Source organism: Devosia sp. 919 (genome assembly GCF_013185965.1).
Classification (GTDB): domain Bacteria; phylum Pseudomonadota; class Alphaproteobacteria; order Rhizobiales; family Devosiaceae; genus Devosia.
The window spans coordinates 1,153,665-1,180,246 of sequence record NZ_JABAOL010000001.1 but is presented as its reverse complement, the minus strand read 5'-3'; the positions used below and the strand labels follow the sequence as shown (position 1 = coordinate 1,180,246).

Sequence of the window (26,582 nt, the reverse complement as noted above, 5' to 3'; positions counted from 1 at the left end):
TGCGCTGGCTTAGTTGGCAGCGGCTTTTTCGAGTTTTTCCTTGGCCTGGCGGGCGGTGGCGAAGGCCTTGTGCTCGGGGCCCATGGCGCTGCCGGATTTGACAACGGCGCCGGCGGCATCGAGCAGTTCCCATTGCCAATTGGCGTTCTGGCCACTGCCGCCCTTGAGGCGCAGGCGGATCTGGAGGGGTTGAGCTGGTGTGTTCATGGCTTCCCTTATGCCCCAAGCCCTGGGGCGATGAAAGCCCCAAGGCAACCCGCAATGGCGGTTAAACCGCTGTGCGGCGATATTCGATCTTGTCGCCCCAGAAGGCGATCATATCGCGGATGGGCTCCACCAATGGACAAGGATCGGGATAATACCAGGCAGCATCCTCGGCAGTCGCCGTCAGGGTCTTGATGGTGTAGTAGGAGGCCTCGCCCTTATAGGGGCAGGTGGTGTGGGTGTCGGTGGCCTCGAGAATACCGGGCTGGATGTCCTCGCGCGGCAAGTAAATGCGCAGCGGCGAGCCGGGCTCATCGACTTCCAGCGCCCGGATGGAATCGGCAATTTCCGCGTCATCGAAGATGACATGGACGCGGCCTTCGGCCGGCCGGATCTTGATGTCTTTATCCAGACATTGAACGGTCATGATCTCGTGCCTTTCTAGCTGTGCGTATCGGTGCTCAACGCATCATCCCCGCCCGGGGTTCACCCTGCCCCGGCTTGACTCGGATGCGCCCCCTGCATATATCAGCGACACCCTGTTAGCACTCTCACTCGGTGAGTGCCAAAGGGCGCGAATTTGCAGTCCCGATGATGCTATAGGAGCAATCATGAGCTTCCGTCCCCTCCACGACCGCGTGGTCGTCCGCCGTCTCGACAGCGAGGAAAAGACTAAAGGCGGGATCATCATTCCCGACACCGCCAAGGAAAAGCCCTCCGAAGGCGTTATTGTTGCAGTTGGCCCAGGTGCCCGCGATGACAGCGGCAAGGTTGTGGCGCTGGACGTCAAGGCCGGCGACCGCGTGCTGTTTGGCAAGTGGAGCGGCACCGAAGTCAAGGTCGACGGTGAAGACCTGCTGATCATGAAAGAATCCGACATCATGGGCATCGTCGAAGCGTAAGGCGATTTGCTCGGTCAAATAGCCCGCTTCCCTGCCCTTTTCCCTGTCTGCACTTTAAGGAGCGCCTCACATGGCAGCTAAAGAAGTAAAGTTCTCCACCGACGCGCGCGACAAGATGCTGCGTGGCGTCAACATCCTGGCCAATGCGGTCAAGGTGACCCTCGGCCCCAAGGGTCGTAACGTCGTTATCGAAAAGTCCTTCGGTGCTCCGCGCATCACCAAGGACGGCGTGACCGTTGCCAAGGAAATCGAACTGGAAGACAAGTTCGAGAACCTGGGCGCGCAGCTGCTGCGTTCGGTCGCCTCCAAGACCAACGATATCGCCGGCGACGGCACCACCACCGCGACCGTTCTGGGTCAGGCCATTGTTGTTGAAGGCGTCAAGGCTGTTGCCGCCGGCTTCAACCCAATGGATCTGAAGCGCGGCATCGACATGGCCGTGGAAGAAGTCGTGGCTTCGCTCAAGGCCGCTTCGTCCAAGATCAAGTCGTCGTCCGAAGTTGCCCAGGTCGGCACCATTTCGGCCAATGGCGAATCGTCCATCGGCGACATGATTGCCGAAGCCATGCAGAAGGTCGGCAACGAGGGTGTGATCACTGTCGAGGAAGCCAAGACTGCCGAGACCGAGCTCGATGTCGTTGAAGGCATGCAGTTCGACCGCGGCTATCTCAGCCCCTATTTCGTGACCAATGCCGAGAAGATGACTGCCGTTCTGGAAGATCCCGTGATCCTCCTCCACGAAAAGAAGCTCTCGAACCTGCAGGCCATCCTGCCGATCCTTGAGTCGGTTGTGCAGAGCCAGCGCCCGCTGCTGATCATTGCCGAAGACATTGAAGGTGAGGCTCTTGCGACCCTCGTCGTCAACCGTCTGCGCGGTGGCCTCAAGGTTGCTGCCGTCAAGGCTCCGGGCTTCGGCGATCGCCGCAAGGCCATGCTGGAAGACATCGCCATCCTGACCGGTGGCCAGGTGATCTCCGAAGATCTCGGCATCAAGCTCGAGAACGTGACCATCGACATGCTGGGCACTGCCAAGCGCGTTGAGATCACCAAGGAAAACACCACGATCGTTGATGGTGCCGGCACCCAGGAAGACATCCAGGGTCGCGTTGGCCAGATCAAGGCGCAGATCGAGGAAACCACTTCGGACTACGACAAGGAAAAGCTGCAGGAACGCCTGGCCAAGCTCGCTGGCGGTGTCGCCGTGATCCGCGTCGGCGGCTCCACGGAAGTGGAAGTCAAGGAGCGCAAGGACCGCGTCGATGACGCTCTCAACGCTACCCGCGCTGCCGTTGAAGAAGGCATTGTTGCTGGTGGTGGCGTGGCGCTGCTGCGCGCTTCCAACGCAATGACCGTCAAGGGCATCAACGCCGACCAGGACGCTGGTATCGCCATCGTCAAGCGCGCTCTGCAGGAGCCCGTACGCACCATTGCCAATAACGCCGGTGCCGAAGGCTCCGTGGTTGTGGGCAAGATCCTCGAGAACTCCTCGCTCACCTTCGGCTACAACGCCGCAACCGGCGAGTATGGCGATCTGGTGCAGCTGGGCGTTATCGACCCGGTCAAGGTGGTTCGCACGGCTCTGCAGGACGCAGCTTCGGTTGCTTCGCTGCTGATCACCACCGAAGCCCTCATCGTCGAGGCTCCCAAGGACGCAGCACCGGCAATGCCGGGCGGCGGCGGCATGGGCGGCATGGGCGGCATGGACTTCTAGTCCAGCCATTCAGGCAAAAAATTCAGGATCGTTTCTTCCCAGTCACGATCTTGGTTGGAAAGGCGCAGTGGAAACACTGCGCCTTTTTCTTGCGCCGATCCCGCGCTAGAGTGAGGGCTCTCAACCCACGAGGATTGTATGCGGACGCCACGACGCGGAAGCGCTTACGACCAGGCGGAAGCCGCCTTCAAGAGCGCCACGAGCAAACCAGCTGCACCTGCGGCACCCGCCAAGGCGGCTACGCCACCGGGTGGCAAGGAACTGGTGTCGCTGCGGCTCGACCGGGCGGTGCTGGAGCATTTCCAGGAGGATGGGCCGGGCTGGCAGGAGCGCATCAACGCGGCGCTGCGCCAGGCCGCCGGGCTGGAGCCCGAGGACTAGGTTTTTTAGCGGAAGATCAGCAGCCGCAGGGCGAGGATGATCGAGACGACGACCACCAGCGGGCGGATGATCTTGGCCCCGAACCGGATGCCGATGCGCGCGCCGGCATAGCCGCCCACCACTTGGCCAACCGACATGGCGATGGCGGCTGGCCAGACCACGTCCCCGGCGATGATGAAGATGATCAGGGCCGACAGGTTTGAGGTCAGGTTGAGGATCTTGGTGTTGCCGGCGGCGCGGGTGATGCCGAGCCCGAACAGCATCACAAAGCCGATGGTGAAGAACGAGCCGGTGCCCGGACCGAACACCCCATCGTAAAAGCCGAGCACAAAGCCCATCAGCGGCACGAAGAGCTCAAAGCGCAGGCGCGGCGCGCGATCGAGGTCGGACAAGTTAGGGGCGAAAAGGAAATACAGCGCCACCCCGATCAGCGCCACCGGCACCGCGACATCAAGCAAGGTCACGTCGATCTGCTTGACCACGAGAGCGCCAACAAGGCTGCCGGCGTAAGTAGTAAAGAGCGCGGGCACGAGCTTGCGCAGGGTGACAAAGCCGCGCCGCCAATAGGTCAGCGCCGCAAGGCTCGTTCCCACCACGCCCTGCAGCTTGTTGGTCGCGAGCGCGGCCACGGGCGGCACGCCGGCCGAAAGCAGCGCGGGCAGCGAGATCATGCCCCCTCCCCCGGCGATGGCGTCAACAAAGCCAGCCAGCATGCCAGCGCCAGCGAGCGCCAGCAGCACAAGGGGATCGAGCAGCATATCAGGGTCCGGGGGTTAGGCGGCGGGCGGAAGAGTCGGCACTTGGCTTAGCCGCCAATGGGGAGGGCTGGCAATGGGGCGCAGCGCTAGAAGTCGGCGGCCGCCCCCAAGGTGCCCAATATGTTCTCGAGCGCCGCGCGACGCTCGGGCGTCCAATCGGCGCCACGCGACACAAACAAGCAGGCTTGGCTGCGCAGCATCACGCCGTCTTCCAATACGCGCAGGCCGTTGGCGGCAAGGGTCGAGCCGGTGCTGGTGATATCGACGATGATATCGGCCACCCCGGATGCGGGCGCGGCTTCAGTGGCCCCGAGGCTTTCCACCGTCCGGTATTCGGCGATGCCGGCGCGGGCGAAATGCTGGCGGGTGACGGTGATATATTTGGTGGCAATGCGCAGCCAACGGCCGTGGCGGGAGCGGAAGTCGGAAGCGACATCGGCCAGATCATGGAGATGGGTGACATCGATCCAGCTATCGGGCACTGCGACCACCACATCGGCATTGCCAAAACCCAGCTCGGCGGCAACCGCGACGGCGGCCGGCCCGACTTCGCTGGTTTCGTGGATCAGGTCGAGCCCGGTGACGCCCAGATCGATGGTGCCGCGGATCAATTCGCGGGCAATCTCAGCCGCGGGGTAAAAGCGGACGGTGATCTCAGGGTGTCCGTCTACTGCGCCCAGATAAGAGCGCGCGCCGCCGGGGCGGGTGATCTCGAGGCCACGGGCGGCGAACCAGTCGCGGGTTTGCTCTTCAAGACGCCCTTTGGAGGGCACGGCAAGGGTAAGGCCGGTCATTGCACCAACTCGGCCTCCAAACGATCAACCCACACGGCGCAGCCGGAGGCGGCGATGGGCGCCGTAGCGCCAAGGCGCTCGAGCAGCCGATCATATTGCCCGCCCGACACCAGGACGGCGCCGCCAGGACCGCGCATCTCGAAAACAATGCCCGTATAATAATCGAGCCGGGGCGAGAAGCTGGCGTCAAAGCTCACATGCGCTTCGCCCAGATTGTCGAGATGCCGGCGAATAGTGCGAATGGGGGCGCCCAGCATCAGCCGGTGCCGCGCCGCCAGGGCTTCGAGGCGGGTCAGCGCCTGCAATACGGGGCCGGAAATGGCGAGATAGTCCCGCAGCAGCGCCAGGGTTGCGGGCGGCACATGGGCGGCATCAAGCGCCTGCTGCTCGAGATAGCGGTCCGCGATTTCGGTGGGGGTGCGTCCTTCCGACAGGCTGAGGCCCGCCGCCACCATGTTTTCGGTAATCTCGCCGATCAGCGCTTCGCGCGTGGGCTGCTCGGCGCGGGGAGCGTCGGGGGCGGCTTCCAGTCGGCTGAGCAGCCGACCCATGGCCTCGGTGTGGCCGAAGCGGTGGCGGATGCGGGGGCGCCAGGGCGCGGGCATGTCGGCCTGGGCCAGCAAGGCCTCGAACAAGCCAACACCGCCGAGCCGGATGTGCGGGCGCACGCCATAAAGGTCGAGCGCGGCGCGGGCAAAGGTCAGCACCTGATCGAGCGCCACGTCGCCATTGGGCTGGGCCACCAGCTCAAGCCCCGCCTGGTCGAATTCGGCGGGCAGGCCTTCGCGCTGGCGGAAGATGGGCCCGAGATAGGAAAAGGCCGCAGGCGCGCCGGCGCCATTGGCGATGTAATCGGCAACAATGGGCAGGGTGAAATCGGGGCGCAGGCAATATTCGGCGCTGCTCGCCCCCGAGGTCAGCAACAAGCGGCGCCCGAATTCCTCGCCGGCCAGGTCGAAATAGGGATCGGCCGGCAGCAGCAGGGGCGGCGCGGCCCGGGTGGCGCCCTGAGCCTCCACCAGGGATTCGAGCTGGGCGCGGCGGTAAGCGGCGTGCGTCATGCGACCGCTCCGGATCGAGGATAAGCCGGGCTGGGTAACTCACTGAATGACCCCCTCCCCGGCCCTCCCCTCAAGGGGGAGGGAGGGCAGGAGCCTTGAGCTCCTGGTGTGCTTTCCCATCCGATCAGGGCCCCGGTCATTGCTCGCTCAGCAGCTGCTGGATGGCCGATACCAGGTCTTCGCGCTTGATCTCGAACTGGCCGGGGCGCGCGGCTTTCCATTCGGCATTGTCGGTGATGGCGGCGGCGGCCTGCTTGCCGGCCACGAGATCCTTGACCTGCAAAATGCCCCCTTCGCGCTCAAGCGAGCCTTCGATGATCACGGCAGGGGAATTGCGCTTGTCGGCATAGGCGACCTGCTTGCCGAAATTCTTGGTGTTGCCCAAAAACATTTCGGCACGAATGCCGGCCGCGCGCAGCTCGGACACCATCGCGGCGTAGCCGGCGGTCTGGTCCTTGTCCATCACCAGCACGACAACCGGTCCAACCGGCTCGGCTGACTTGAGATTGCCGGTAAGCTTGAGGGCATTGGCCAGGCGCGACACGCCAACTGAAAAGCCGGTGGCCGGAACGGGTTCACGCCGGAAGCGAGACACGAGGCCATCATAGCGCCCGCCACCGCCCACCGAGCCGAACACCACGTCCTGACCCTTTTCGTTCTGCACCTTAAAGGTGAGTTCGATCTCGAAAACTGGACCGGTGTAATATTCGAGGCCGCGCACGACGGAGGGGTCGAGCACGACGCGGCCGCCAAAGCCAGCGGCGCTGACCAAGCCAAAGATCGATGCCAATTCCTGCACGCCCTCAAGCCCGCTGGCCGAGCCGCCGATCAGGCCAGCAAGATTGTTGATGGTGGCGATGACATGGGCATTGCTGCCCTTTTCCACGCCCGGCGCGGGAGTGCCGCTTTCGAGATAGCCCAAGATGGGCTCGATCTGTTCGGCCGAAAGGTCGGCGCCCTTGGTGTAATCGCCGCTTTCATCCTTGCGACCGGCGCCCAGCAGCAGCTTGACGCCGTCGATGCCGAACTTGTCGAGCTTGTCGATGGCACGCAGCACGATAAGCTTTTGCTCTTCAGTGCCGACGCCGGCGGTCGCCAGCACGCCATCGAGCACCTTGCGGTTGTTGACCCGCACCACATACTGGTTCTGCAGGCCCAGTGCATCCATCACATCGGCCATCATCATGCACATTTCGGCGTCCGCCTCGGGGCCGGCGGCCCCAACGGTATCGGCATCGAACTGCATGAACTGGCGGAAGCGGCCGGGGCCTGGCTTTTCGTTGCGGAACACATAACCCTGCCGATAGGAGCGATAGGGCTTGGGCAGGGTTTCGAAATTCTCGGCGAAGTGGCGGGCGAGCGGCGCAGTCAGGTCATAACGCAGGCTCAGCCACTGCTCGTCATCGTCCTGGAGCGAAAACACGCCGGCATTGGGCCGGTCGGTATCGGGCAGGAATTTGCCGAGGGTTTCGGTGTATTCAAAGAGGGGCGTTTCCACCGGATCAAAGCCATAGCGCTCATAGACCTGGCGGATGGTTTGCACCATGGCATCAACGGCCGCGATCTCGCCGGGCGTGCGGTCTTCAAAGCCGCGCGGCAGGCGCGGAGCGATCAGCTTGGCTTTTTGGGTCATCGGGCGGTCCTGGGGCACGCGTCGTCCTTAGCGGATCGGCCAAGGGGTGACAACAGGGGTGGGCCGGGTCAATCCAGCCCACCCCTCCCCTCACAAGGGCGGTGGCGGCGCCCCACGCCGGCCGTGAGGATTGATCTGCACGTCAAGCCAGTGCATCGGCTGGATGGGCGGGCTCAGCCCCACATCTTCGCGCAGATAGGCGGGCAGGTCTGGAGGCAGGCGTGGCCGGCTCCAATAAGCGCGCAGCGCCGCGATGAGCACGGGGACGAGGCCGCGCTGCTGCACGGCATCGGCGATGGAATATTCAACGCGCAGCACAATGCTGCGCCCGTCAAACTGATGTGACATGGCAGTTCCGGACGCGATTAGGCGCCGGCCTTCTGTTGGATGGTGGTGATGAGCGGAATCCTGGCCGCAAACGACCCGATTTACGCGCATCACCGATGTGGAGGCTGGATGATGTCCAGTGGCACGAGTGCCGGCAGGGGGGAAACGGAGGGTTTAGCCTCGGTGTCGGAGCTGCATGGAATTCATTCGGCGGCGTAGGCGGATGCAAACTGTCATTGCTGGTGCCTCCCGAATGGCGTTGCTGGACCCCGCTCGTGTAGCTCACGAGCTCGCGAGGAGCAAGCGGGAATGCGGCAGGTTGTCGCAGAAGGTCAGGGCTGTTGCGCCCGAGCAACAACCAAGCTGGGGCGTGCCAGGCTTGCCCGCGCGGCCTCGACTTCGGCGCGGCAAAAGCAAGTGTGAACGTGATCATTGACGAGGCCCATGGCCTGCATGAAGGCGTAGCAGGTGGTCGGGCCGACAAAGTTGAAGCCGCGCTTGCGGAGGTCCTTGGACAAGGCACGCGAGGCATCGGTTTGCGCAACGAGACGCAAGGCGTCCCAACTCAGGTCGGTGGGACGCTGGTCGGGGGCTGGCTCGAAGCGCCAGAAATAAGCGGCCAGTGAGCCGAACTCATCGATCACTTCGAGTGCCCGGCCGGCATTGTTGATCGTGGCGGTGATCTTGCCGCGATGCCGGATGATGCCGGGATCGAGCAGCAGGGCTTCCACGTCTTCGGGCGACATCGCCGCAACGCGCGCGATGTCGAAATCATGGAACACCGCGCGAAAACGCTCGCGTTTGCGCAGGATGGTGATCCAGGACAGACCGGACTGGAAGCCCTCCAGGCAGATCTTTTCAAACAAGCGCCGGTCATCGGTAACGGGGCGGCCCCACTCGGCATCGTGGTAATGCTGATAAAGCGGGTCGGCGCCCGCCCATGGACACCGGTTACTCTCCGGCAATGCTTCAGGCATGGTTGTCACAACACGGGTCTTGGTTCAGTTTTAGCCAAAGCGAATTGTGGCAGCTTGGTGGCCATTAACGTTCTGGGTTTATCAGGCTTTGGGTATTTAACGCCATATTGGCCGGCAATAAACGGATTGGAGCTGTTGCTATGGGTTTACCTTACCTCAAAAGCGCCCTGGCGCTGATGCTTTGCCTTTCAGTGTCGCTGCCGGCGCAGGCACTGCCTCCGGGTTGGCGGTTCCTCCCTCCTCCGGGCGTGACAGGCGGCTACAGCCCACCCCCGCAAGTCGTGATGGTGCGATCCAGCAATCGCATTCCCGCGCAGTTTCAACGCACCGTGGTGCAGGTCACGACCAAGGAGCGCGCCGGAACCATCATCATCGATACCTCCGAGCACTTCCTGTATTACATCCTCGGCGATGGCCAGGCGCTGCGCTATGGCATCGGCGTGGCCAAGAGCGGCTTTGAGTGGCGCGGCACGCACCGGGTGAGCCGCAAGGCAGAATGGCCGAGCTGGACGCCGCCAGCAGCCATGCTCAAGCGTCGGCCAGACCTGCCTCGCCACATGGAAGGGGGCATCAACAACCCGCTGGGCGCCCGCGCCCTTTACCTGGGCTCGACCCTGTATCGCATCCACGGCACCAATGAGCCCTGGACCATTGGGCAGAACGTCTCCTCGGGCTGTATCCGCATGACCAATGACGATGTGGTTGACCTGTATGAGCGGGTGCAGCTGCGCACCAAGGTGATTGTGCTTTAGTAAGGGTTTGTCACGCAAAATGGCGGGGCCTCGCCACCGGGGCCTCTAGCCATGGGTGCGCCCGCCATGCCTCGCTTGCTTTGCCTGCTCCGCAATTTCGGCTCCGACGAGCGCGGGGTCTTTGCCGTGATCTTTGGCTTGATGGCCATTGTGCTGGTGGCCATGGGCGGGGCCGTGGTGGATTATGTGACGCTGGAGCAGACCCGCAACCGCGGCCAGCTGGCCCTCGATGCGGCGGCACTCGCGCTGCAAGGCGAGATCTTCAAGGTTCCGATCAACAGGGCGGATATCGAGACCAAGGCCGAGGCGCTGCTGCTAGAGCGCATTGGCGATGCCCGGGTGGAAGCAAGCATCGAGACGGTCCGGACTGATCCGGCGAGCGGCACCCTGTTCTTGCAAGCGCATATCAAGGTGCCCACCGCCTTTGTGCAGCTCGTGGGGGTTCCCTCACTGGAAGCGCGGATCGTTTCAGAAGCTACAAGGCAGATGCTTGAGCTGGAAGTGGCGATGGTGCTGGATAACTCGGGCTCCATGGGCCAAAGCCGGCGCATGGAATATCTCAAGGAAGCGGCGACCTGTGCCACCAATATCCTGTTTTATGACAAGGTAAACGACGCCTGCGCGCCCCTCGACACCCGCAATCCCGCGCCGAACGTGGCCATCAGCATTGTGCCCTTCACCATCATGGTCAATGTGGGCCCGCAGTTCTCGAATGCGGCCTGGCTCGATTGGTCGGGGCAATCGCCACTTGCAAAGCTGAACTTCGACAGCGACGACGATGACAGCAATGTTTTTACCGGGCTGGTAGACCGCAAGAAGCTGTTTGAGCAAACCAAAGTGCCGTGGCGCGGCTGCGTGGAAGCCCGCCAGGCGCCCAATGACACGACGGATGTGGCACCCAATTCGGCGCAAACCAAGTTCCTGCCGATGTTCTCGCCCGATACCAACCGGTTTGGCGGCAATGATTATCTATCCGACCTTGGCAATTTGAGCATCACTTCGGGGCGCTGCGAGATCAACCAATGCATTCGCACTGTCCGACAGACCGATTGCCGCAGCCTATTTGGCTACGCCTACTGTAACGGAACAACCACAACCACCTACAGTCGCCAGGTAGGCAATACGACCACGGCACCCTCAAGCAGCTGTATCGGCACCAACTGGACCCAAGCGGAGGAAACGCAGAGCGCCATTACCAACGGAGTGATGACGACCGTTTCAACGTTCAGCCCACTGAGCCGGCGCGAGCTGCAGGAGCGGCTGTGCAAGTACAATGGTACCACGGTGACAGACTCTCGCGGCAGCGGGCCGAACGCCCTCTGCCCGGAAGTTGCTGTTCTGCCCCTCAGTCACTCCCCTGCAGCGGTGCTAAATCGCATCGCGGGAATGCGAGCCGATGGCAGCACCAATATCCAGCAGGGTGCGATGTGGGGGGTGCATGCGCTATCGCCAAGCGAGCCGCTTACAGAGGGACTACTCAATACCAATGCCGCGGTCTCCAAGAACCTGATCATCATGACCGATGGCTCCAATGACCCTGATTGGCTCGCCTATGATAGATCCGACAACGGTACGAATGCCTATATTACCTGGGGCTTTCGCAAGGATGGCCGGCTCGCCGACACCGATGGCATCCCCAATAACGAGAATGAATATGCCGCCTTTAACACTGAGGCGAAGATGATCAGTGCGATGGATGCCAAGACCCTAGCCACTTGTGCAACCGCCAAGGCAGCCGACATGAAGGTGTTTACGATCGGACTCAGCTCACCCAATGCACAAGCAACCAACGTGCTGACCAATTGCTCCTCTGGGGAGGGATATGCCTATTTTCCCCAGACCCCGGCCGAGCTCAAGGACGTGTTCCGGCGCATCGCCGCGCAGCTGGCGCAGTTGCGGCTGGCCAGATAGGGCTGCTTCCACGAGCTACATGCAAAAATGCCTCGCCGGGGAAGCGAGGCAATTTTCGATCGGGGCCGTGGGTGTGGGACGCGGGCTAGAACCGGTAGGCAAAGCCGAAGGCGGCGAGGTGGCGGGCATCGTCCGACGAGAGATCGGTGCGGTACTCATACTGCCCACGCAGCGAAAAATTGGCGGACAGTGCCAGTTCGGCGCCGGCGCCCAGACCGGCAAAGGCATCCGTGTCCGAGTTGGTGCCGAGGTCAGCAAGGGCAAAGATCATCAGGGTTTCGCTTGGGAGAAAGCCGGCGCGGGCCAGGGCGGAGAGATCGACGCTGCCGTCGCCAAACCGGGCTACGCCCGCTTCACCGCTCAGGATCAGTTCACCAGCGGCCCAGCTATAGCCGAGAGCGGCGGCGATGCCGCCAGTGGAGTCTGGGCCGACCACGGCTTGACCCAGAACACCGGCGTAAAAGCCGCTCCAGTCGACAGCCACTTCGTACTCGGTCGGCAGCGCCGGCACATCGAGCTGCGCAAAGGCCTCGGCGCCCTGCGCGACGGTTGGAACAGCCGCCAGCGAGATGCAGGCAAGCAGGGCAAGGGACTTGGGATTCATGCGAAGCGCTCCGGTGATCCACGCACTTGGCACCAAACGTGGTTAACATCGCCTTAAAATATCGCGCGCAGCTGGCCGCCACTTTGCCGGACATCTTAAGGGTTTACTGGTACTCCACTGGCATTATTACCATGAATTCTGGAGTGTTTTCATGCGTTCCCCAAGTTTATCCCGCCGGTTCATGCGTACCGGCCTCCTGACTGTTGCCGCCTTTGCTTTGGCCACAAGTGTAAGCTTGGCGGACGATTGGGTCGCCGAGCGGCTGCGCGGCGGGGTGTTCGCGCTTGAAAACGGCCAATGGGTGCAGTTGCAACGCGGCGACGTGGTGCCCGACAACCGACCCATCCAGACCGCTACCGATGGGCGGGTTACCTTTACGCGCGGCAAAGAGCGGCTTGATCTTAGCCCGGGCACCCAGGTTCAGATCTTTGACGCGGCTGCCGGCGCGTTGCCCTATACTACTGTGCGCCAGTATTTCGGCGAAGTTGGCGTGGAAGCCGAAGTGCGCAATGTCGAGCACTTCGCGGTGGAAACACCTTATCTCGCGGCCGTAGTTAAGGGCACCCGCTTTTCCGTGCAAACCAGCGACACCGCATCGCGCGTCGATGTGGAGCGCGGCGAGGTTTCGGTCAGCGACAATGATAGCGGGCAGGTTGCCAGCGTTGCAGCCGGCGAGTCCGCTTCGGTCGGCCCCGAGGTCGGCGAGATCGTCACTCAGCCGACCGCCACTCCATCCAGCGCTCCCGCAGAGCCGCCCAGCATCTCCACAACAGCGGGCGAGTCCCACCCCCAACCGGACCGCGGCACTCAACCCGATCCAGGACGGCCCGGCACGACGCCATCCGACAATAACGGGGGCAGCACCGGCAATGGTGGCGGGAACAATGGTGCCGGGAACGGCGGCAATGGTGCCGGGAACGGCGGCAATGGTTCTGGCAACGGCGGCAATGGTTCTGGCAACGGCGGGAACGGTTCTGGCAACAGCGGCAATGGTTCTGGTAACGGCGGGAACGGTTCTGGCAACGGCGGGAACGGAAACGGAAACGGAAACGGCGGAGCCGGGAACGGCAACAACGCCAATGGCAATGGCAATGGCAATGGCCAGGGTTACGGCAACGGTGGAAACAACGGCGGGGGCCAAGGCAATGGTAATGGTGGCCCCGGCAATGGCGGTCCCGGACCAGGCAATAACGGGAACGGCCATGGGAATGGCTCCGACAAGCCTGACAAGGATGATCACGGCAACGGCAAGGGCAATAACGGGAACGGCAACGGTAATGGCGGCAATCCCGGCGGTGCCCCGGGGCCGGGGCCCGGGCCCGGGGCGGGGCCTGGGCACAACCACGATCACGACGACAAGGGGCCTGGCAGAGGCGACAGCGGCCCTGGATCCAACAACGGCAACGGCAACGGGCCCGGTGCGAACAACGGCAAGAAGGATTAATCGCCAGCAAGCAAAAGCTGCCGGGATCGACAGCTTTTGCCCGCCTTGCCCGGCGGGGAGCGCTTTAGCTGTGCCGGGACTTGCCCCCGCTCCCTTGCAGGGCACTGAGAACCACCGCGCCCACCAACCCGGCGATCAGCGTGGCAGCTAGGGGATGCTTTTGCGCCGCCAGCAAAGTGCTGTGGCGGCGCACATGGAAGTTTTGGTTGCCCTCGCGCTTGCCGTCCGTACGAGGCTGATAGAGATTGTCGCGCAGGCTTGGGTCGCCCGGGTCCCAGGGCGCAATCTGCAGCGGCCGCCCTACACCCTCCAGCAAACGATCCGTCAAACGCGGTGCCAGCCGTCCGGCCAGCGTAATCAGGAAACCGGCCCCCCCGACATACAACTGGCGCCGCGGATGCTCGGCGGCAAACAGGATCGCGTCCGCGACGAGCTCGGGATCGTAAAGCACCGGCGGCAGGCGCGGGGGCGCATCGAGATAATTGCGGGCATGTTCGGGGAACGGCGTATGAATGGCGCCGGGCTTGATCAGGGTGACCGAAATGGGCGCCCCCTCCTCCTCCAGTTCCATGCGCAGGGCATCCGTCGCCGCCTGCACAGCGTGTTTGGAGGCTGAATAAGGGCCCTGCAAGATCATGGTGCGGTCCGACAGCACTGAGCCTAGATTGATGATCGCGCCTCCCTTAGCGCGCAGATGGCGCGCGGCGACCAGCGAGCCCATCAGCACGCCGAAATAATTCACCTCAAATACCCGGCGATGGTCGGCGAGCGTCACCTGTTCCATGGTTCCATAAGTGGCCGCCGCCGCGTTGTTGACCCAGGTTTCAAAGCCACCAAAGCTGTCGATGGCCGCTTGCGCGATGCGCTCGGCCGCAGCATCGTCGGCCATATCGGCCGGGCAGATCGCGACCTCCCCTCCCCCAGCTCGCAGGCGGACCGCCACCCGCTCCAGGTCATCGGCACTGCGGGCAGCGAGCACGACTTTGGCGCCGCGGCGCACCGCCTGCTCGGCGGTAGCCAGGCCATTGCCGCTGGTCGCGCCGGTGATCACAATCACCTGCTGGCTGAGAGGTTTGAGCTTGGCAGGCATTGTGCACCTTTGAATGGAATGCCAGCTAACGCCTGCGTTCGACCCTGGTTCAGTCAAGAAGCCGCACAAGACGGTGAGCTGGCGGTTTGCGGCCAGGCGCGTTTTGCGGTAAACCTTTCGAGTCGAAAAAATTGTGAGGCCGGTGTGGTTATTCCGGCCCCTGCGCAAGCGGGATAGAGTCGCTCCAGCGAACCCACGGCATCAACCCATATCGGGATGGTGCCTGGCGGAAGCGAGCTTTCGTCATGTGCCGTCCTCCTTTGAGAGAACCGCAATGACCGACAAGAAGACCCTCCTCGTAGCCCAGCTCTGCATCACCTTCATGATGGCCCTTTTCATGTCCGGTATCATGGGCTTGCTGGTGATGGGGCCGACCGCCGAGTGGCTGCGGGCCTGGCCACGCCAGTTCATCACCGCCTGGCCCATCGCCTTTGTGCTGACGCTGTTCACCGGCCGCATCGGCTTTGCCATTGCCCATCGCCTGGTTCGCCCTACCGCCTGATTGGGTTTCCCTCGAAAAGCCATTCGCTGGGGCAAACAAGGGCGGCGTCAGCCTTGGCTGGCGTCACCCGGCCCTGCCCCGGCAAAGCTTGCCGCTGCCGTGTCGGAATCACCGCCCCGGCAACGTCCTGTGCTTCATAGCGTGGCGGGCCAGACGAGAAAGGGAGAAGCCGGCAATGAAGGAAAGCAACGAGATCGGGTGTCGCTGCGGCCAGGTGCGCCTTGTGCTGAGCGGCGCACCCATCATCAGCACCGAATGCTGCTGCAGCAGTTGCCGGCAAGCGGGGGCCCGGCTCGAACAACTGGACGGCGCGGCGCCGATCCTGGGCGAACACGGCACCACCAGGTTCGTTCTTTACCGCAAGGACCGAGTCACGTTCCTGGGCGGGCTCGATGGTTTACGCGAATTCCGCCTGTCGCCCGAAGCAGGCACGCGGCGCGTCGTGGCAACATGCTGCAACACGCCGGTGTTTCTGGATTTCAAGGGCGGGCACTGGTTCAGCCTTTACGCTGGCCTGTGGCCCCAAGAGGCGCTGCCGCCGGTGGAGATGCGCACCATGACCTCCGACCTGCCCGATCCCTCGGTGCTTCCCGGCGACGTGCCCAATCGCAAGCATCAGTCCGTGTCGTTCTTTGCCAAGCTGTTGGGGGCATGGATGGCCATGGGTTTTCGCAGCCCCAATCTACCGGTGGGTGGCAAGCTCGAAGCCTAGCGACTTGCGCCTAAGCCGAGGTGCGGCGCACGGGTGCGGTGGTGCGGACCGAATCCTGGTCGGCAGTGATCCTCTGGCCCCGCTCGGTGAGATGATAACCGACCGCCTCGATGTCGCTCAGGCAAGCCTCGGTATCCACGGAAGGCCGCTGGGTTTCCCCCGCCACCATGTCGAGTGCACGGGTCATGGCCCATGGCCCAAACCGTTCAGGCAGATTGGCCCCGGACAGATCGTGGGAATAGCCGATGATCGATCCCTGGCCGCTGAAAACATAGACGTGCATCGCCACTCCTCTTGCTGGCCCCCATCTGCCATGAATGGCACGAAGTGTCGAGAAAGACGGCAGTGGGTATGGCATGCGGTCCGTCGGTCTCCTGGCCGCGCAAGGACCATGAGATCCTCGTCGCCGCCCTGGCAAAGATCCGCGACCTTTCCTGGCAGGCACAGCTTGTCGGCAAACCCACGACCCCGCCGTTGCAAGCCAACCTCCGGCGCCAGATCGAGGATTTGCACCTCACCGACCAAGGGACGTTGACCGGATTGCTCGACGATGCGGACGTGATCGATCGCTATCGCGAGGCTCCAACTGTCGGGGCGCTCGCCAAAGGTCGCACCATTGCTCAGCTGCCTTCCATCACGAAACCGTGCCCGAACTTGCTTACCACCTCGATTGGTCGGCGGCTGAAAGGGCGCTAAGTTCTACGTGGTTCATCATTGAACTCGAGAAGGAGATCGGCATGTCTGACACCCTCTTCCAGCGCCGAACCTTGCTTTGCGCGGGCACCGCGTTTGCGGTGGCCGGGCTTGCGGGCCTCACAATGCCTGCTCGCGCTGCCAGCCTTCCTCCGACGCCCTCCATGCGTGGCGGCGCCAACAACTATATGCCCGGCGCGCCGATAGTTGAGCGCATCGGCAGCGGCGGCTTCTGGATGTCAGGCACGGTGCTGCACGCCAGCGACGGCGCCCCACTCGCGGGTCAGCGCATTCAGATCTGGGCCCATACCACGGAAGGCAGCGAGCGTGACTGGCACAGCCACGGCGCCACGCTGTCTGACGCAAACGGCGCGTTCCGGCTCGAAATGCCGCAGATCGTCCCAGCGCTGGGCCAGGCGCATGCGCACCTCGCCTATGACAGCGGCGAGTACGAGACCGTATTCCTCCGCCCCCTGCTGTCCAGCGCGAAGGACACCAGCCTTACGGCACACTTTGTCCTGCAGTCTGCCTGACCCGACGCGATGCGGCTGGCCCAGGCGCTACTGATCTGGGCCGGCCTGACGCTCGCCATCGTCGTGCCGCTGACCCTTGCCGCGACAAGCGAATACCTGGCGTGGCGCGATCCGGTCTATATCACCGCCGGCTTCGCAGGCGTGGTGGCGCTGTGCGTTGCGCTGGTGCAGCCGCTGCTCGCTGCCGGCTGGCTCCCCGGCCTGCCCCTGTTGCGCGGTCGTCGTGTACATCGTGTAGGGGGTATCGTCTTGGTCGCTGCGGTGATCGTCCACGTCGCCGGGCTGTGGATCACCAGCCCGCCCGACATAGAAGACGCGCTGTTCTTGCGCTCGCCAACTCCATTTTCCGTCTGGGGGGTGGTCGGTACGTGGGCGCTTTTCGCAGCCGCGCTGCTCGCGATCTTCCAGCGCCGCCTTTCGCCGCCCGTCTGGCGCCTCAGTCACACCGGCCTCGTCAGCATCGTCGTGCTTGCCGGCGTGATCCACGCAATGTTGATCGAGGGCACAATGGAGACGATCTCGAAGGCCGTGCTCTGCAGTCTAGCCATCATGGCAACCGCGGCTGCGGCCGCAGCCCCGTGGCTGCGTGCGCGACGGCGCGCACTGAGCAAAGGACGGAGTTAGGTTAGTTCCGCGGCCGCTTTAAAAGAGTGAATATGGGCAGAAGCGGACCTGACCGAAGCCGATCGCTAGCGGCCGGCAGCGGTCGATCCGTAATGCGCCCCATTCCGATTGCTCAGCCGCTCCAATCAAGCTCCGGAAAGCCGCCGTTCTGGTCTGGCGCGCCGGAACGGCTTCCTTGGGGTGGAAAGAGGACGGGCGGCTTCTCGAATAACTATTCCCAAAGCTGACTGTACATAACCCCAGAGCATCTAGCTCAATCACCCGCTGGTTCGCTTGACCGGCAATAAATGTCGTAGAGCGTCGTCAGCACCCGCGTGACCGGTTCCGAGGCCAAACGGTAGAAAATGGTCTGACCGTCCCGACGCGTCTTGACCAGCCCTAACGCTCGCAGCTTCGACAGATGCTGGGATAGCGGCGACTGCTCCAGCCCTACAATCTTGATCAGCTCGCCTACGCTGCGCTCCTGCTCAAGGAGGTTGCACAAGACCAGCAGTCGCTTCGGATTGGCCATGGCAGTCAGCAACTGAGCAGCTTCTTCTGCCTTGGGTTCAAGGTCGGTGATCTGCATCACAAGAGCTTCATTGGTTTGCATGGTTGACATATTAGAACATTCTAATATATATGGCAAATACATTTCGGCGATCAGGTGTTCATTCCTGACGCGCCGCAGCGAACCGCATATAGGCATATGGAAACATCATTCACACCCACCCAAGCACTTCTCGGCGGCTCCTTGATTGGAATTGCCGCCGTTGCCCTAATGGCCTTCCACGGCAGGATTGCCGGGATGACCGGTATCCTGACCGGCGTGATCTTGCCAAAAGGTGACTGGGACTGGCGCCTCGCCTTTTTGCTGGGTGCAATTGTGGCACCCGTTCTTATCCTACTGCTCACGGGCACGTCCTTGCCGCTGCAGGCTGAGCTTCCTTCCTTGGCCATTATTTTTGGTGGCCTTCTGGTCGGCGTCGGCGTGACCTTCGGAGGCGGCTGCACGTCGGGCCACGGCGTTTGTGGCATGGCCCGGCTCTCGACCCGCTCCGTTGTCGCCACCCTGACCTTTATGGTGACGACCTTCATGACCGTCTTTATCGTCCGTCATGTCCTGGGGGGCTTTTGATGCTCCGCGTTGTTTCTGCAGCGGCGATCGGCCTTGTTTTCGGCCTTGGCATTGCCATCTCCGGGATGGCCAACCCGGCCAAGGTGCTCAACTTCTTTGACGTGTTCGGCACCTGGGACCCCAGCCTGTTTCTGGTCATGGGGTCGGCCCTGGTCGTTACCTTCGTCGGATACCGGTTCGTGTTGCAGCGCCCCGCTCCGACGTTCGATCGCAAGTTCCATTTGCCAACCAAACGAGATCTGGACGTGCCGCTTATCGCAGGCTCGGCCCTGTTCGGCGTCGGCTGGGGCATTGCCGGGTTCTGCCCCGGCGGCGCCATCCCTGCACTAGGTACGGGCGAGCCGAGACCGTTCATTTTCGTGGCCGCAATGATCGGCGGCATCCTCGGTGCCAATGCGCTCAAGGCGGCTTTCACCCGCCGTCAAGCCTTGGCCTGACCTTCGAACTGGTAAGGAGATTCCATGTCTACCCAACCCATTCCATTTGCACCCGATCTGGGCGTGAAACCGGAAGTTGTGGCGTTCTTCGACGAGCCGACCAACACCATCAGCTACATCGTCAAGGATCCCCATTCCGACGCCTGTGCCGTGATCGATTCCGTCATGGACTTCGACTACGCCTCTGGCAACATTGCCTATGAGGGCGCCGACAAGATCATCGCGCACATCCAGGACAAGGGCTGGAAGCTGGAATGGCTGATCGAAACCCACGTCCATGCCGATCACCTATCAGCTGCGCCCTATATCCAGGCCAAGCTAGGCGGCAAGCTCGGGATCGGCGACCAGATCTGCGTGGTCCAGGACACCTTTGGCAAGATCTTCAACGAAGGAACAGAGTTCCAGCGTGATGGGTCGCAGTTCGACCGCCTGTTCAAGGATGGCGACAGCTATCAGATCGGCACCATGACCGCCCATACGCTGTTCACGCCAGGCCATACGCCGGCAGACATGGTGCATGTGATCGGCAACGCCGTATTCGTTGGCGACACCCTGTTCATGCCTGATGGCGGCTCGGCCCGTGCCGACTTTCCCGGTGGTAACGCTCGTACACTCTACCAGTCAATACAGCGGCTGCTGACCTTGCCAGGCGAGATGCGGCTCTTCATGTGCCACGACTATGGGCCGAACGGTCGCGACATTCAGTGGGAAACCACAATTGCGGAGCAACGTGATCACAACATCCATGTCGGCCACGGCACGTCCGAAGACGAATTCGTCAAGATGCGGGAAGAGCGGGACAGCACCCTCTCCATGCCAAAGCTGATCATCCCATCCCTGCAAGTCAACATGCGGGCGGGACAGCTTCCCCCAGCCGATGATGACGGCAAGACTTACCTCAAAGTGCCCATCAATGGGCTCTCCACCTCCAAGGAGTAACACCATGGCAATCAACAAGATCGACGACCAGTTCGCCCAGTCCCCCCAGATCCAGCCTGATGATGTCAGGCTCATCGCTGAGGCGGGGTACAAAGCCATCGTCTGCGCCCGCCCGGATAACGAAGACCCTGATCAGCCATCCTTTGCGCAGATCGCTGAGGTCGCCGAGCGGTTCGGTGTCAAGGCATTCCACATCCCCGTGTCAGGTCAACTCACCGAAGGTCAGCTCATCCGCTTTGAACAGGCCAAGGCCGAAACCGACGGGCCCATCCTGGGCTACTGCCGCTCCGGTGGGCGCGCCGGCAGCCTCTACGCTGCCACTTTGTAACTGAAAGACGACGATGTTTCTCGAACCCCTGCAATACCTGCTTGGTGCCCTATCGGGCAGCCTGGTGGGCTTCACCCTCGGCCTGTTCGGCGGCGGTGGCTCCATTCTGGCTGTGCCGCTCATGGTCTATGTCGTGGGGGTTCCTGTCGCACACGTGGCCATCGGAACGAGTGCTTTTGCGGTCGCCACCAACGCTGCCACCAACCTTGTCACCCATGCCCGCAAGGGCAACGTGATCTGGCGCTGCGCCCTCATGTACACCGTCGCTGGCATTGCCGGGGCCTTCCTTGGCTCCACGCTGGGCAAGGCCATGGACGGCGACAAGCTGCTGTTCCTGTTCGCCATCCTCATGCTGGTGGTAGGCGTGCTGATGTTCCGCGGGCGGGGTGATCCCGGGATACCTGGCGCCAGCTGCAATCGAGAGAAGGCACCCAAGGTGCTGGGCTATGGCGGTCTCACCGGCGCCTTTTCCGGCTTCTTCGGTATCGGCGGCGGCTTCCTGATCGTTCCGGGTCTTGTGGCCTCGACCGGCATGCCGATCCTCAATGCCATCGGATCATCGCTCGTCGCCGTCACCGCCTTCGGGCTCACCACTGCCTTGAGCTACGCCTTTTCGGGCCTGGTCGATTGGCCACTGGCTGCCGTGTTTATCGGTGGCGGGGTGGTCGGTGGACTGGCTGGCGCGCGGCTTGCTGGTTTAATGGCCAGCAAAAAGGGGCTGCTGAACACCGCTTTCGCCGGTCTGATCGTGGCCGTCGCCATTTACATGGCCGCCCAGACCATTACCGCCTTCATCTAAAGAGGAGGCCACCCATGTACAGGTTCGAGACCGAGGTCCTGATTCTGGTTTGACCATCGCCGAACTGCCCTCATCATGGAGTGAAACCGACTTGCCCGTTTCCCTGTTGGGAAACCGGCAAGAAGGACTTTCCTTTGCACCGGACTGCCGACAAGCAAAAGGATCAGCAGGCTCTCCTAAGCCCTTGCTCAAGCCACCGAGAGGCCCACATCGATGTTGTTGCGGGTGGCGTTTGAGTAAGGACAGATCTGGTGCGCCGTCTGCACGAGCGTGGATGCCACGTCACGATCAAGACCTGGCAAAGCCACCACCAGATCGGCAGTGATGCCGAAACCGCCCTCCGAGCGGGGACCGATCCCGACTGTGGCCGTTACGCTGGCCTCGGCCGGCACTTTTACCTTGAGTTGCTGGGCCGCCACTTTCAGGGCCCCCAGGAAGCAAGCCGAATAGCCGGTGGCGAATAATTGTTCGGGGTTGGTGCCTTCACCGCCCGGTCCGCCCAGTTCCCTGGGTGTGCTCAACACAACGTCGACCCGGCCGTCCTCGGTGCGGGCCTTGCCGTCGCGTCCACCAGTCGCAGTTGCGGAGGTCTTATACTTTACATCAACAGACATCATAGTCTCCTTTTGGGGGTGTTTGTGGCCCACATCTTGTGGGCGCTCAGGGTGACACTGTGCGTGTCGGCATCGTTTCGCAGCTGGCGAGACGAATTCAGGGCTCTGCCAGGTCGAGCAGCAGAGTCGGAATGAGTTCTGAAACGGTGGGATGAATAGGCACCGCCCACCGCAAGCTATCGAAAGTCTGGTCGGCATTCATCATGTCGAGAATGCCATGGATGGCCTCGTCGCCGCCTGTGCCCAGGATTGCCGCACCCAGGATGCGGTGTGTGTCGGCGTCGGCGACGATCTTCATGAAGCCTTGGGTTTCCCCTTTTTCCACGGCGCGGCCAACGCGGGCCATTGCCCGCTTGGAGAAGAGGAGCCGTCTGCCGGTCCGGGCCGCCTCAGCCTCACTCATCCCCACCCGCGCCAATGGGGGATCTATATAGAGGGCGTAACCGGGCAGCCGGCTGCTGACCCTCCGGTCATCTCCGTCAAGCAGATTGGCGGCAACGATCTCGAAGTCGTTGTAGGCGGTATGGGTGAAGGCGCCCCGCCCATTGCAGTCCCCCAGCGCCCATATTCCGGGCACACTGGTCTGGAGGTGGTCGTCGACTGTGATGTAACCGCGTTCGTCGGTGAGCACGCCAGCTGCATCAAGCCCGAGGTCATCGGTATTGGGCCGGCGCCCAGCCGCGATCAGCACGTGACTGCCGATCACCGGAGAGGCATCAACCTCGCAATCCACCGACACCGCGACGCCGTCGCCATGCCGTTGAAAGCCGATGCAATTGGCACCGGTCCGCACGGAAATGCCTTCGGCTTGGAGGATCTCCTCGACAGCCTGGGAAATGTCCCGATCCTCGCGCGGTATCAGCCGATCCGATCGTTCGATGATCGTGACCTGCGCGCCGAAGCGGCGATACATCTGCGCGAACTCCAGCCCGATATAGCTGCCCCCGACCACGATTAGGTGCTGAGGAGCGGTTTCGAGGGCGACGATCTCGCTATTGGTTAGAAACGGCACATCATGGAGCCCGGGCAACTCCGGAATAACCGCCCGTCCGCCGACATTGATAAAGATGCGCGGGGCGGTGAGCCTGGCTCCGTTCACCACGACGATGTTGGTTGCTTCAAAGCGCGCGTGGCCGCGGATCAACTCGACATTGGGCATGCTGGCAAGCCAGTTTTCGTTTCCTTGGCGCGAGTCCAGGATGACCTTGCGGGCGCGTGCCGCCACGGCAGCCATGTCGACGACGACGTCGGACCGGGAGAACCCGTAGTCGGCGCCCCGCCTTGCCATGTGGATTGCATAGGCGCTGGCAACAAGGGTTTTGGTCGGCTTGCAACCGGTGTTCACGCAGGTTCCACCCACTTGGTCGCGCTCAATGATCGCAACGGTCATGCCCGCTGCAGCCAGCCGGGACGCCAGCGAGGGACCAGCCTGGCCAGCACCAATGATGATGGCATCGAACGGGCGCACAACATCGGCCCTTGAGTAATCAATTGACATGATAGATCTCTTTAGGAGCGCCGCGCGGGAGTGGCGAAGTTGCCAAGATGAATGGCGGACGCTTTCGGGTGCAAAGCACATAGGATCCGGGGCTTGTGGCGCCCCGGATCGGATGGGAATTCACTCTTCGGTATTTTCCGATAGCGACTGTGGCACACGATAGGCGTTGCTGGCCGGTCGGGCAGCGGGTCGCGTCTGGCCTACATCCAGGTTCGTACCAACCTGAGTGGGGGCGTTGAGCGGGCGGAGCGTGTCCTTGTCGAGGATCAACACACGTCCGGACCCGTCAGGCCCTTGGGCATAAACGCGGATGTCGCTGCCCCATTTTTCGATCTCGGTGGCAATAATTCCCCGGGAGGCCAGTGTGGCGGTGATCTCGGAGATGGGCCGGCCGTCCAGCGCGCGATCCGAGATCAGGCTTTCCGCTGCAAATGCAGTTGGGGACGCAACAAGAAGGGCGAGGGTAAGTGCAATAACTTTGGCGGAGGAGAGAGATTTCATTTTGGTGTTCCTTTCGTTTTGAACACCCCGAACTTGATCTCTGTTCATTGCGCGAACATTGTCGAGATTTCTTTCCCGAAACTATTCGCTTCAACGTCGCTGTTCTCGCTACAGGCCCACGGCATTGTGCGCGTGACTTCGCCGTTCAACACACAGCGGAGGTCATCTCCAATGGGACGTCAGGGCGCTACATCGGTGCGCCACCAGATGCGGCAAGTCACCACGAACAGTTCAGGAGAGTGCGCGCCGCAATGTTCGGGCAATGGTTGGATCGCCAGATAGGGATGTCCAAGGACGGGGACAGCGAAAACTTTGGCATCCCGCGTGCCGGCGCCATTGCTTCGTTCCTGTCTCCACTGACCTGCCCAGTGCCCACCCTGCACCGGATCACGCAGCCGCAGGATTGACAGTTGAGCGTACAAACAAAAGAGTAAATTCATGCGCATCCTGCTGGTCGAAGATGAACTGGACATGGCCACAGCACTGTCCGCCGCGCTGAGCCGGCATGACATTGTAGTGGATCACGCCTCCACTCTGGAGATTGCAGAGGAAGCATGCCGCAGCGGAGTACATGACGCCGTGTTGCTGGACCGCAAGCTGCCCGATGGGGAGGGATTGAAATTGATCCCTCTGATCAGGCGCGAGCGCCCGGGCTTGCCGGTCATTGTCCTCTCGGCCATGGGATCGGCAGAGCAACGGGTTGCCGGACTTGATACCGGGGCCGATGACTATTTACCCAAGCCGTTCTTGATCGACGAGTTGATGGCCAGATTGCGTGCGGTGATGCGACGCCCAGCTCAGTTCGGTGAGACTGCGATCAATGTCGGTCTGCTCAGATTCAACTTGACGGACCGTCAGGCGGAAGTAGCGGGGCAGCCGCTTGACCTTACCCGTCGTGAACTGCTGGCTCTGGAGATCCTTGTTCGGCGCTCGGGACGAACCGTGTCTCGCAGCGCGCTGGAAGAAGCAGTCTATGGCTATGATGACGAGATCTCGTCCAACACCCTCGACTCCCACATCTCGCGCTTGCGTAACAAAATCAGCGGCGCCGGAGTTGAGATTCACGCGATCCGCGGACTGGGATATCTTTTGAGGGCGATATCTTGATGAACTGGCGACTGGGTTCCCTGCGCGCAAGGCTGACCATTTACCTGGTCCTGGTGCAAGCCATTGCGTTGGTCGCATTCATCTTTGCTGCATCGATCCCGATGACGAACTTGATGAGTTCAGAGCAAGGGCTGGATGACAGTGTCATCCAGTCCTTTGCTGAGTCTGTCCAGCGCCGGGGGCCCGGTCAACTGGATCTGGTCCCCAGCGAGGATCTTATCCGATTGACGGCTGAATACCCTGGAATGTGGTTTTACGCTGCCGATGCAAACGGCACCTCGGTCCAGATGGGCGACATCCCTGAATGGATGGCGCCATTGATTGCCGGTCTCACCCGGTTGCATTCGGCTGACATCGGCGACATGGATGTTCCGGGGCAGCCCGCCACGATCGTGCGGCGCCAGGACAGCCCCGCAGGTTTGCTTTGGGTGGCAACCGCCGGGGGACCGGATACACCGCTCCGGGCAGTGTTTGCAGCCGCCGGCGGCCCGATGTACTTGCAACTGCTGGCACTGCTAACTGCAGTGTCCTTTCTGGTCATTCCCCTAATCGTAAGGCTGCAGTTCCGGGGTGTAAACAAGGCGGCAGCAGAAGCTGAACAGATCGACATCGCCCAGCGCGGCATGCGTCTCTCCTTCCAACATGTGCCCGATGAATTGCATTCGCTGGTGCGTGCTGTGAATGCTGCCTTGCAGCGCCTTGATGACGGCATTGAGCGCCGGCAACGGTTTTTGGCCGATGCGGCACATGAACTGCGAACGCCAGTGGCGATCTTGCAGACCCGTATCGAATTACTGCCGCACGACGAGCAGCGCAGCCGACTGATGCTGGATGTGGCGCGCCTGGCCAATCTGGCCAATCAATTGCTTGATCTGGAGCGTTTCGACGCTGACCTTACAATCTTGCAGCCGGTGGATCTCGTTGACCTGGCGGCGCAAGTCACGGCCGACATGGCCCCTCTCGCCATTGCAGCAGGCGATGAGATCTCCTTTGATGCCGAGGTCGAGAGCGTCACTGTTGCCGCGGACGCGGCCTCGCTCTCGCGGGCCCTGATCAATCTGATCCAGAATGCCGTGATCCATGGCGGTCGGAAAACGAACATACGGGTGGCGGTATGCCGCAAAGGTTCGCTGACGGTCGCTGACACAGGACCGGGAATAGCGGTTGAAAACAGGGAGGCAATTTTCGAGCCGTTCTGCCGCGTCGTTCCGCTGGACCAAGGTGCGGGACTTGGCCTGAACCTCGTCAAGGATATTGTGCTAAGGCACAAAGGGAAAATCACCGTAGGTGACGCTCCCGGAGGCGGTGCGCTGTTCGAAATATCGCTTCCCGTGATCCCCACTCGGGTTGCACAGAGCGCCTGATCAACGCGGATCTGGTGCAGGCGCAACAGCTTCCAGGCGGAAGATCCGTTCACCCCCGGACAGTCGAGCGGCTCTGCCCCCCTTTAAACGGCGACGCACAGGTGAAGGGCACCATCAGGCCGGGTTGAACCTCTCGGGGTTTGGTTATCGATCAGCCTTGGTTGAACGATACAGGCTCGTCGCCGAAGCAGTCCAGCCTGACCTGGGCTGCCGCGACCCGGACACCCTTGTTGCTGCCAGAGGCCCGCACCACTGCACGCCAGAA

34 protein-coding genes are annotated in these 26,582 nt (G+C 62.2%); 18 read left to right on the top strand and 16 right to left on the bottom strand.

The features are described 5' to 3' along the window. Positions 1 to 9 precede the first annotated feature (9 nt). On the bottom strand, positions 10 to 207 hold the full coding sequence (locus HRQ64_RS05665) for a hypothetical protein (RefSeq protein ID WP_127752126.1): 198 nt from the start codon (positions 205 to 207) through the stop codon (positions 10 to 12). A gap of 61 nt (positions 208 to 268) precedes the next feature. Beyond that, entirely contained in the window at positions 269 to 631 is a 363-nt protein-coding gene (locus HRQ64_RS05660; protein WP_127752125.1) for a DUF427 domain-containing protein, read from the bottom strand. Positions 632 to 815: 184 nt separating this feature from the next. Between HRQ64_RS05660 and groES the strand changes: the two genes are divergently transcribed. From groES to HRQ64_RS05645, 3 genes are all read left to right on the top strand, one after another. Then, positions 816 to 1,106 (top strand): co-chaperone GroES, encoded by a 291-nt coding sequence (groES, locus tag HRQ64_RS05655; RefSeq protein WP_127752124.1) that lies wholly within the window; start codon positions 816 to 818, stop codon positions 1,104 to 1,106. Positions 1,107 to 1,176: 70 nt separating this feature from the next. Beyond that, the gene (groL, locus tag HRQ64_RS05650) at positions 1,177 to 2,817 is read left to right on the top strand and encodes a chaperonin GroEL (RefSeq protein WP_127752123.1); all 1,641 of its coding nucleotides are present in this window, start codon (positions 1,177 to 1,179) and stop codon (positions 2,815 to 2,817) included. Between the two features lie 138 nt (positions 2,818 to 2,955). Beyond that, positions 2,956 to 3,198, top strand: a complete 243-nt coding sequence (locus HRQ64_RS05645) for a BrnA antitoxin family protein (protein WP_172122539.1) — start codon at positions 2,956 to 2,958, stop codon at positions 3,196 to 3,198. A gap of 5 nt (positions 3,199 to 3,203) precedes the next feature. Here HRQ64_RS05645 and HRQ64_RS05640 read toward each other — a convergent pair whose 3' ends face one another. From HRQ64_RS05640 to HRQ64_RS05615, 6 genes are all read right to left on the bottom strand, one after another. Next, entirely contained in the window at positions 3,204 to 3,956 is a 753-nt protein-coding gene (locus HRQ64_RS05640; RefSeq protein ID WP_172122538.1) for a TSUP family transporter, read from the bottom strand. Positions 3,957 to 4,042: 86 nt separating this feature from the next. Next, positions 4,043 to 4,750 (bottom strand): ATP phosphoribosyltransferase, encoded by a 708-nt coding sequence (hisG, locus tag HRQ64_RS05635; protein WP_172122537.1) that lies wholly within the window; start codon positions 4,748 to 4,750, stop codon positions 4,043 to 4,045. Beyond that, complete coding sequence (locus tag HRQ64_RS05630) at positions 4,747 to 5,811, bottom strand: ATP phosphoribosyltransferase regulatory subunit (RefSeq protein WP_172122536.1); 1,065 nt, start codon at positions 5,809 to 5,811, stop codon at positions 4,747 to 4,749. The genes hisG and HRQ64_RS05630 overlap by 4 nt, the downstream gene beginning before the upstream one ends. A gap of 136 nt (positions 5,812 to 5,947) precedes the next feature. Next, complete coding sequence (hisS, locus tag HRQ64_RS05625) at positions 5,948 to 7,444, bottom strand: histidine--tRNA ligase (protein WP_172122535.1); 1,497 nt, start codon at positions 7,442 to 7,444, stop codon at positions 5,948 to 5,950. A gap of 90 nt (positions 7,445 to 7,534) precedes the next feature. Beyond that, positions 7,535 to 7,792 carry a hypothetical protein gene (locus tag HRQ64_RS05620; protein ID WP_172122534.1) on the bottom strand — a complete coding sequence of 86 codons (258 nt, stop codon included), beginning with the start codon at positions 7,790 to 7,792 and terminating at the stop codon, positions 7,535 to 7,537. 311 nt (positions 7,793 to 8,103) lie between these two features. After that, a complete protein-coding gene (locus tag HRQ64_RS05615; protein ID WP_172124851.1) occupies positions 8,104 to 8,748 on the bottom strand; it encodes a DNA-3-methyladenine glycosylase I in 645 nt (214 codons plus the stop codon). 140 nt (positions 8,749 to 8,888) lie between these two features. Here HRQ64_RS05615 and HRQ64_RS05610 point away from each other — a divergent pair, with 140 nt between their 5' ends. Beyond that, entirely contained in the window at positions 8,889 to 9,500 is a 612-nt protein-coding gene (locus HRQ64_RS05610; protein ID WP_172122533.1) for a L,D-transpeptidase, read from the top strand. 66 nt (positions 9,501 to 9,566) lie between these two features. Next, a complete protein-coding gene (locus HRQ64_RS05605; protein WP_164854732.1) occupies positions 9,567 to 11,411 on the top strand; it encodes a pilus assembly protein TadG-related protein in 1,845 nt (614 codons plus the stop codon). A gap of 85 nt (positions 11,412 to 11,496) precedes the next feature. Here the strand turns inward: HRQ64_RS05605 and HRQ64_RS05600 are convergent, their stop codons facing one another. Beyond that, on the bottom strand, positions 11,497 to 12,015 hold the full coding sequence (locus HRQ64_RS05600; RefSeq protein ID WP_172122532.1) for an outer membrane beta-barrel protein: 519 nt from the start codon (positions 12,013 to 12,015) through the stop codon (positions 11,497 to 11,499). Between the two features lie 151 nt (positions 12,016 to 12,166). Here HRQ64_RS05600 and HRQ64_RS05595 point away from each other — a divergent pair, with 151 nt between their 5' ends. After that, on the top strand, positions 12,167 to 13,459 hold the full coding sequence (locus HRQ64_RS05595) for a FecR family protein (RefSeq protein WP_172122531.1): 1,293 nt from the start codon (positions 12,167 to 12,169) through the stop codon (positions 13,457 to 13,459). Between the two features lie 64 nt (positions 13,460 to 13,523). Here HRQ64_RS05595 and HRQ64_RS05590 read toward each other — a convergent pair whose 3' ends face one another. Then, the gene (locus HRQ64_RS05590; protein ID WP_172122530.1) at positions 13,524 to 14,549 is read right to left on the bottom strand and encodes an SDR family oxidoreductase; all 1,026 of its coding nucleotides are present in this window, start codon (positions 14,547 to 14,549) and stop codon (positions 13,524 to 13,526) included. 274 nt (positions 14,550 to 14,823) lie between these two features. Between HRQ64_RS05590 and HRQ64_RS05585 the strand changes: the two genes are divergently transcribed. Together HRQ64_RS05585 and HRQ64_RS05580 are read left to right on the top strand one after the other, a co-directional pair. Next, the gene (locus HRQ64_RS05585; RefSeq protein ID WP_172122529.1) at positions 14,824 to 15,051 is read left to right on the top strand and encodes a DUF2798 domain-containing protein; all 228 of its coding nucleotides are present in this window, start codon (positions 14,824 to 14,826) and stop codon (positions 15,049 to 15,051) included. Positions 15,052 to 15,226: 175 nt separating this feature from the next. Then, positions 15,227 to 15,763, top strand: a complete 537-nt coding sequence (locus HRQ64_RS05580; protein ID WP_172122528.1) for a hypothetical protein — start codon at positions 15,227 to 15,229, stop codon at positions 15,761 to 15,763. Between the two features lie 10 nt (positions 15,764 to 15,773). On the opposite strand, the gene HRQ64_RS05575 is transcribed toward HRQ64_RS05580, so the two are convergent. Then, a complete protein-coding gene (locus tag HRQ64_RS05575) occupies positions 15,774 to 16,046 on the bottom strand; it encodes a hypothetical protein (protein ID WP_172122527.1) in 273 nt (90 codons plus the stop codon). A 44-nt stretch (positions 16,047 to 16,090) separates the two neighbouring features. Between HRQ64_RS05575 and HRQ64_RS05570 the strand changes: the two genes are divergently transcribed. From HRQ64_RS05570 to HRQ64_RS05560, 3 genes are read left to right on the top strand one after another with little or no spacing between them, the layout of a single operon-like run. After that, entirely contained in the window at positions 16,091 to 16,459 is a 369-nt protein-coding gene (locus HRQ64_RS05570) for a glycosyltransferase (protein ID WP_172122526.1), read from the top strand. 41 nt (positions 16,460 to 16,500) lie between these two features. Beyond that, complete coding sequence (locus HRQ64_RS05565; RefSeq protein ID WP_172122525.1) at positions 16,501 to 16,989, top strand: twin-arginine translocation pathway signal; 489 nt, start codon at positions 16,501 to 16,503, stop codon at positions 16,987 to 16,989. A 9-nt stretch (positions 16,990 to 16,998) separates the two neighbouring features. Further along, positions 16,999 to 17,613 (top strand): ferric reductase-like transmembrane domain-containing protein, encoded by a 615-nt coding sequence (locus HRQ64_RS05560; RefSeq protein ID WP_172122524.1) that lies wholly within the window; start codon positions 16,999 to 17,001, stop codon positions 17,611 to 17,613. A gap of 253 nt (positions 17,614 to 17,866) precedes the next feature. On the opposite strand, the gene HRQ64_RS05555 is transcribed toward HRQ64_RS05560, so the two are convergent. Continuing rightward, positions 17,867 to 18,214 (bottom strand): metalloregulator ArsR/SmtB family transcription factor, encoded by a 348-nt coding sequence (locus HRQ64_RS05555; protein WP_211198921.1) that lies wholly within the window; start codon positions 18,212 to 18,214, stop codon positions 17,867 to 17,869. 87 nt (positions 18,215 to 18,301) lie between these two features. Between HRQ64_RS05555 and HRQ64_RS05550 the strand changes: the two genes are divergently transcribed. Genes HRQ64_RS05550 through HRQ64_RS05530 form a run of 5 tightly spaced genes read left to right on the top strand, consistent with a single transcriptional unit; the run spans position 18,302 to position 21,233 of the window. Further along, positions 18,302 to 18,730 (top strand): YeeE/YedE thiosulfate transporter family protein, encoded by a 429-nt coding sequence (locus HRQ64_RS05550; protein WP_172124847.1) that lies wholly within the window; start codon positions 18,302 to 18,304, stop codon positions 18,728 to 18,730. Then, positions 18,730 to 19,167 (top strand): DUF6691 family protein, encoded by a 438-nt coding sequence (locus tag HRQ64_RS05545; protein ID WP_127752107.1) that lies wholly within the window; start codon positions 18,730 to 18,732, stop codon positions 19,165 to 19,167. The genes HRQ64_RS05550 and HRQ64_RS05545 overlap by 1 nt, the downstream gene beginning before the upstream one ends. Before the next feature lie 24 nt (positions 19,168 to 19,191). Then, on the top strand, positions 19,192 to 20,106 hold the full coding sequence (locus tag HRQ64_RS05540; protein WP_127752106.1) for an MBL fold metallo-hydrolase: 915 nt from the start codon (positions 19,192 to 19,194) through the stop codon (positions 20,104 to 20,106). Positions 20,107 to 20,110: 4 nt separating this feature from the next. Next, complete coding sequence (locus tag HRQ64_RS05535; RefSeq protein WP_127752105.1) at positions 20,111 to 20,434, top strand: TIGR01244 family sulfur transferase; 324 nt, start codon at positions 20,111 to 20,113, stop codon at positions 20,432 to 20,434. 13 nt (positions 20,435 to 20,447) lie between these two features. Continuing rightward, a complete protein-coding gene (locus HRQ64_RS05530; RefSeq protein WP_172122523.1) occupies positions 20,448 to 21,233 on the top strand; it encodes a sulfite exporter TauE/SafE family protein in 786 nt (261 codons plus the stop codon). 188 nt (positions 21,234 to 21,421) lie between these two features. Here the strand turns inward: HRQ64_RS05530 and HRQ64_RS05525 are convergent, their stop codons facing one another. From HRQ64_RS05525 to HRQ64_RS05510, 4 genes are all read right to left on the bottom strand, one after another. Next, entirely contained in the window at positions 21,422 to 21,847 is a 426-nt protein-coding gene (locus HRQ64_RS05525) for an organic hydroperoxide resistance protein (RefSeq protein WP_172124845.1), read from the bottom strand. A 97-nt stretch (positions 21,848 to 21,944) separates the two neighbouring features. After that, positions 21,945 to 23,345, bottom strand: coding sequence for an FAD-containing oxidoreductase (locus tag HRQ64_RS05520; RefSeq protein ID WP_172122522.1), 1,401 nt, complete (start codon positions 23,343 to 23,345; stop codon positions 21,945 to 21,947). Positions 23,346 to 23,465: 120 nt separating this feature from the next. Further along, positions 23,466 to 23,846 carry a hypothetical protein gene (locus HRQ64_RS05515; RefSeq protein ID WP_172122521.1) on the bottom strand — a complete coding sequence of 127 codons (381 nt, stop codon included), beginning with the start codon at positions 23,844 to 23,846 and terminating at the stop codon, positions 23,466 to 23,468. A 179-nt stretch (positions 23,847 to 24,025) separates the two neighbouring features. Next, the gene (locus HRQ64_RS05510) at positions 24,026 to 24,286 is read right to left on the bottom strand and encodes a hypothetical protein (protein ID WP_172122520.1); all 261 of its coding nucleotides are present in this window, start codon (positions 24,284 to 24,286) and stop codon (positions 24,026 to 24,028) included. Between HRQ64_RS05510 and HRQ64_RS05505 the strand changes: the two genes are divergently transcribed. Both HRQ64_RS05505 and HRQ64_RS05500 read left to right on the top strand, forming a co-directional pair. Then, the gene (locus tag HRQ64_RS05505; RefSeq protein ID WP_172122519.1) at positions 24,285 to 24,953 is read left to right on the top strand and encodes a response regulator transcription factor; all 669 of its coding nucleotides are present in this window, start codon (positions 24,285 to 24,287) and stop codon (positions 24,951 to 24,953) included. The genes HRQ64_RS05510 and HRQ64_RS05505 overlap by 2 nt on opposite strands. Continuing rightward, positions 24,953 to 26,317, top strand: a complete 1,365-nt coding sequence (locus tag HRQ64_RS05500) for a HAMP domain-containing sensor histidine kinase (protein WP_172122518.1) — start codon at positions 24,953 to 24,955, stop codon at positions 26,315 to 26,317. The genes HRQ64_RS05505 and HRQ64_RS05500 overlap by 1 nt, the downstream gene beginning before the upstream one ends. The last annotated feature ends 265 nt before the right edge of the window (positions 26,318 to 26,582 follow it).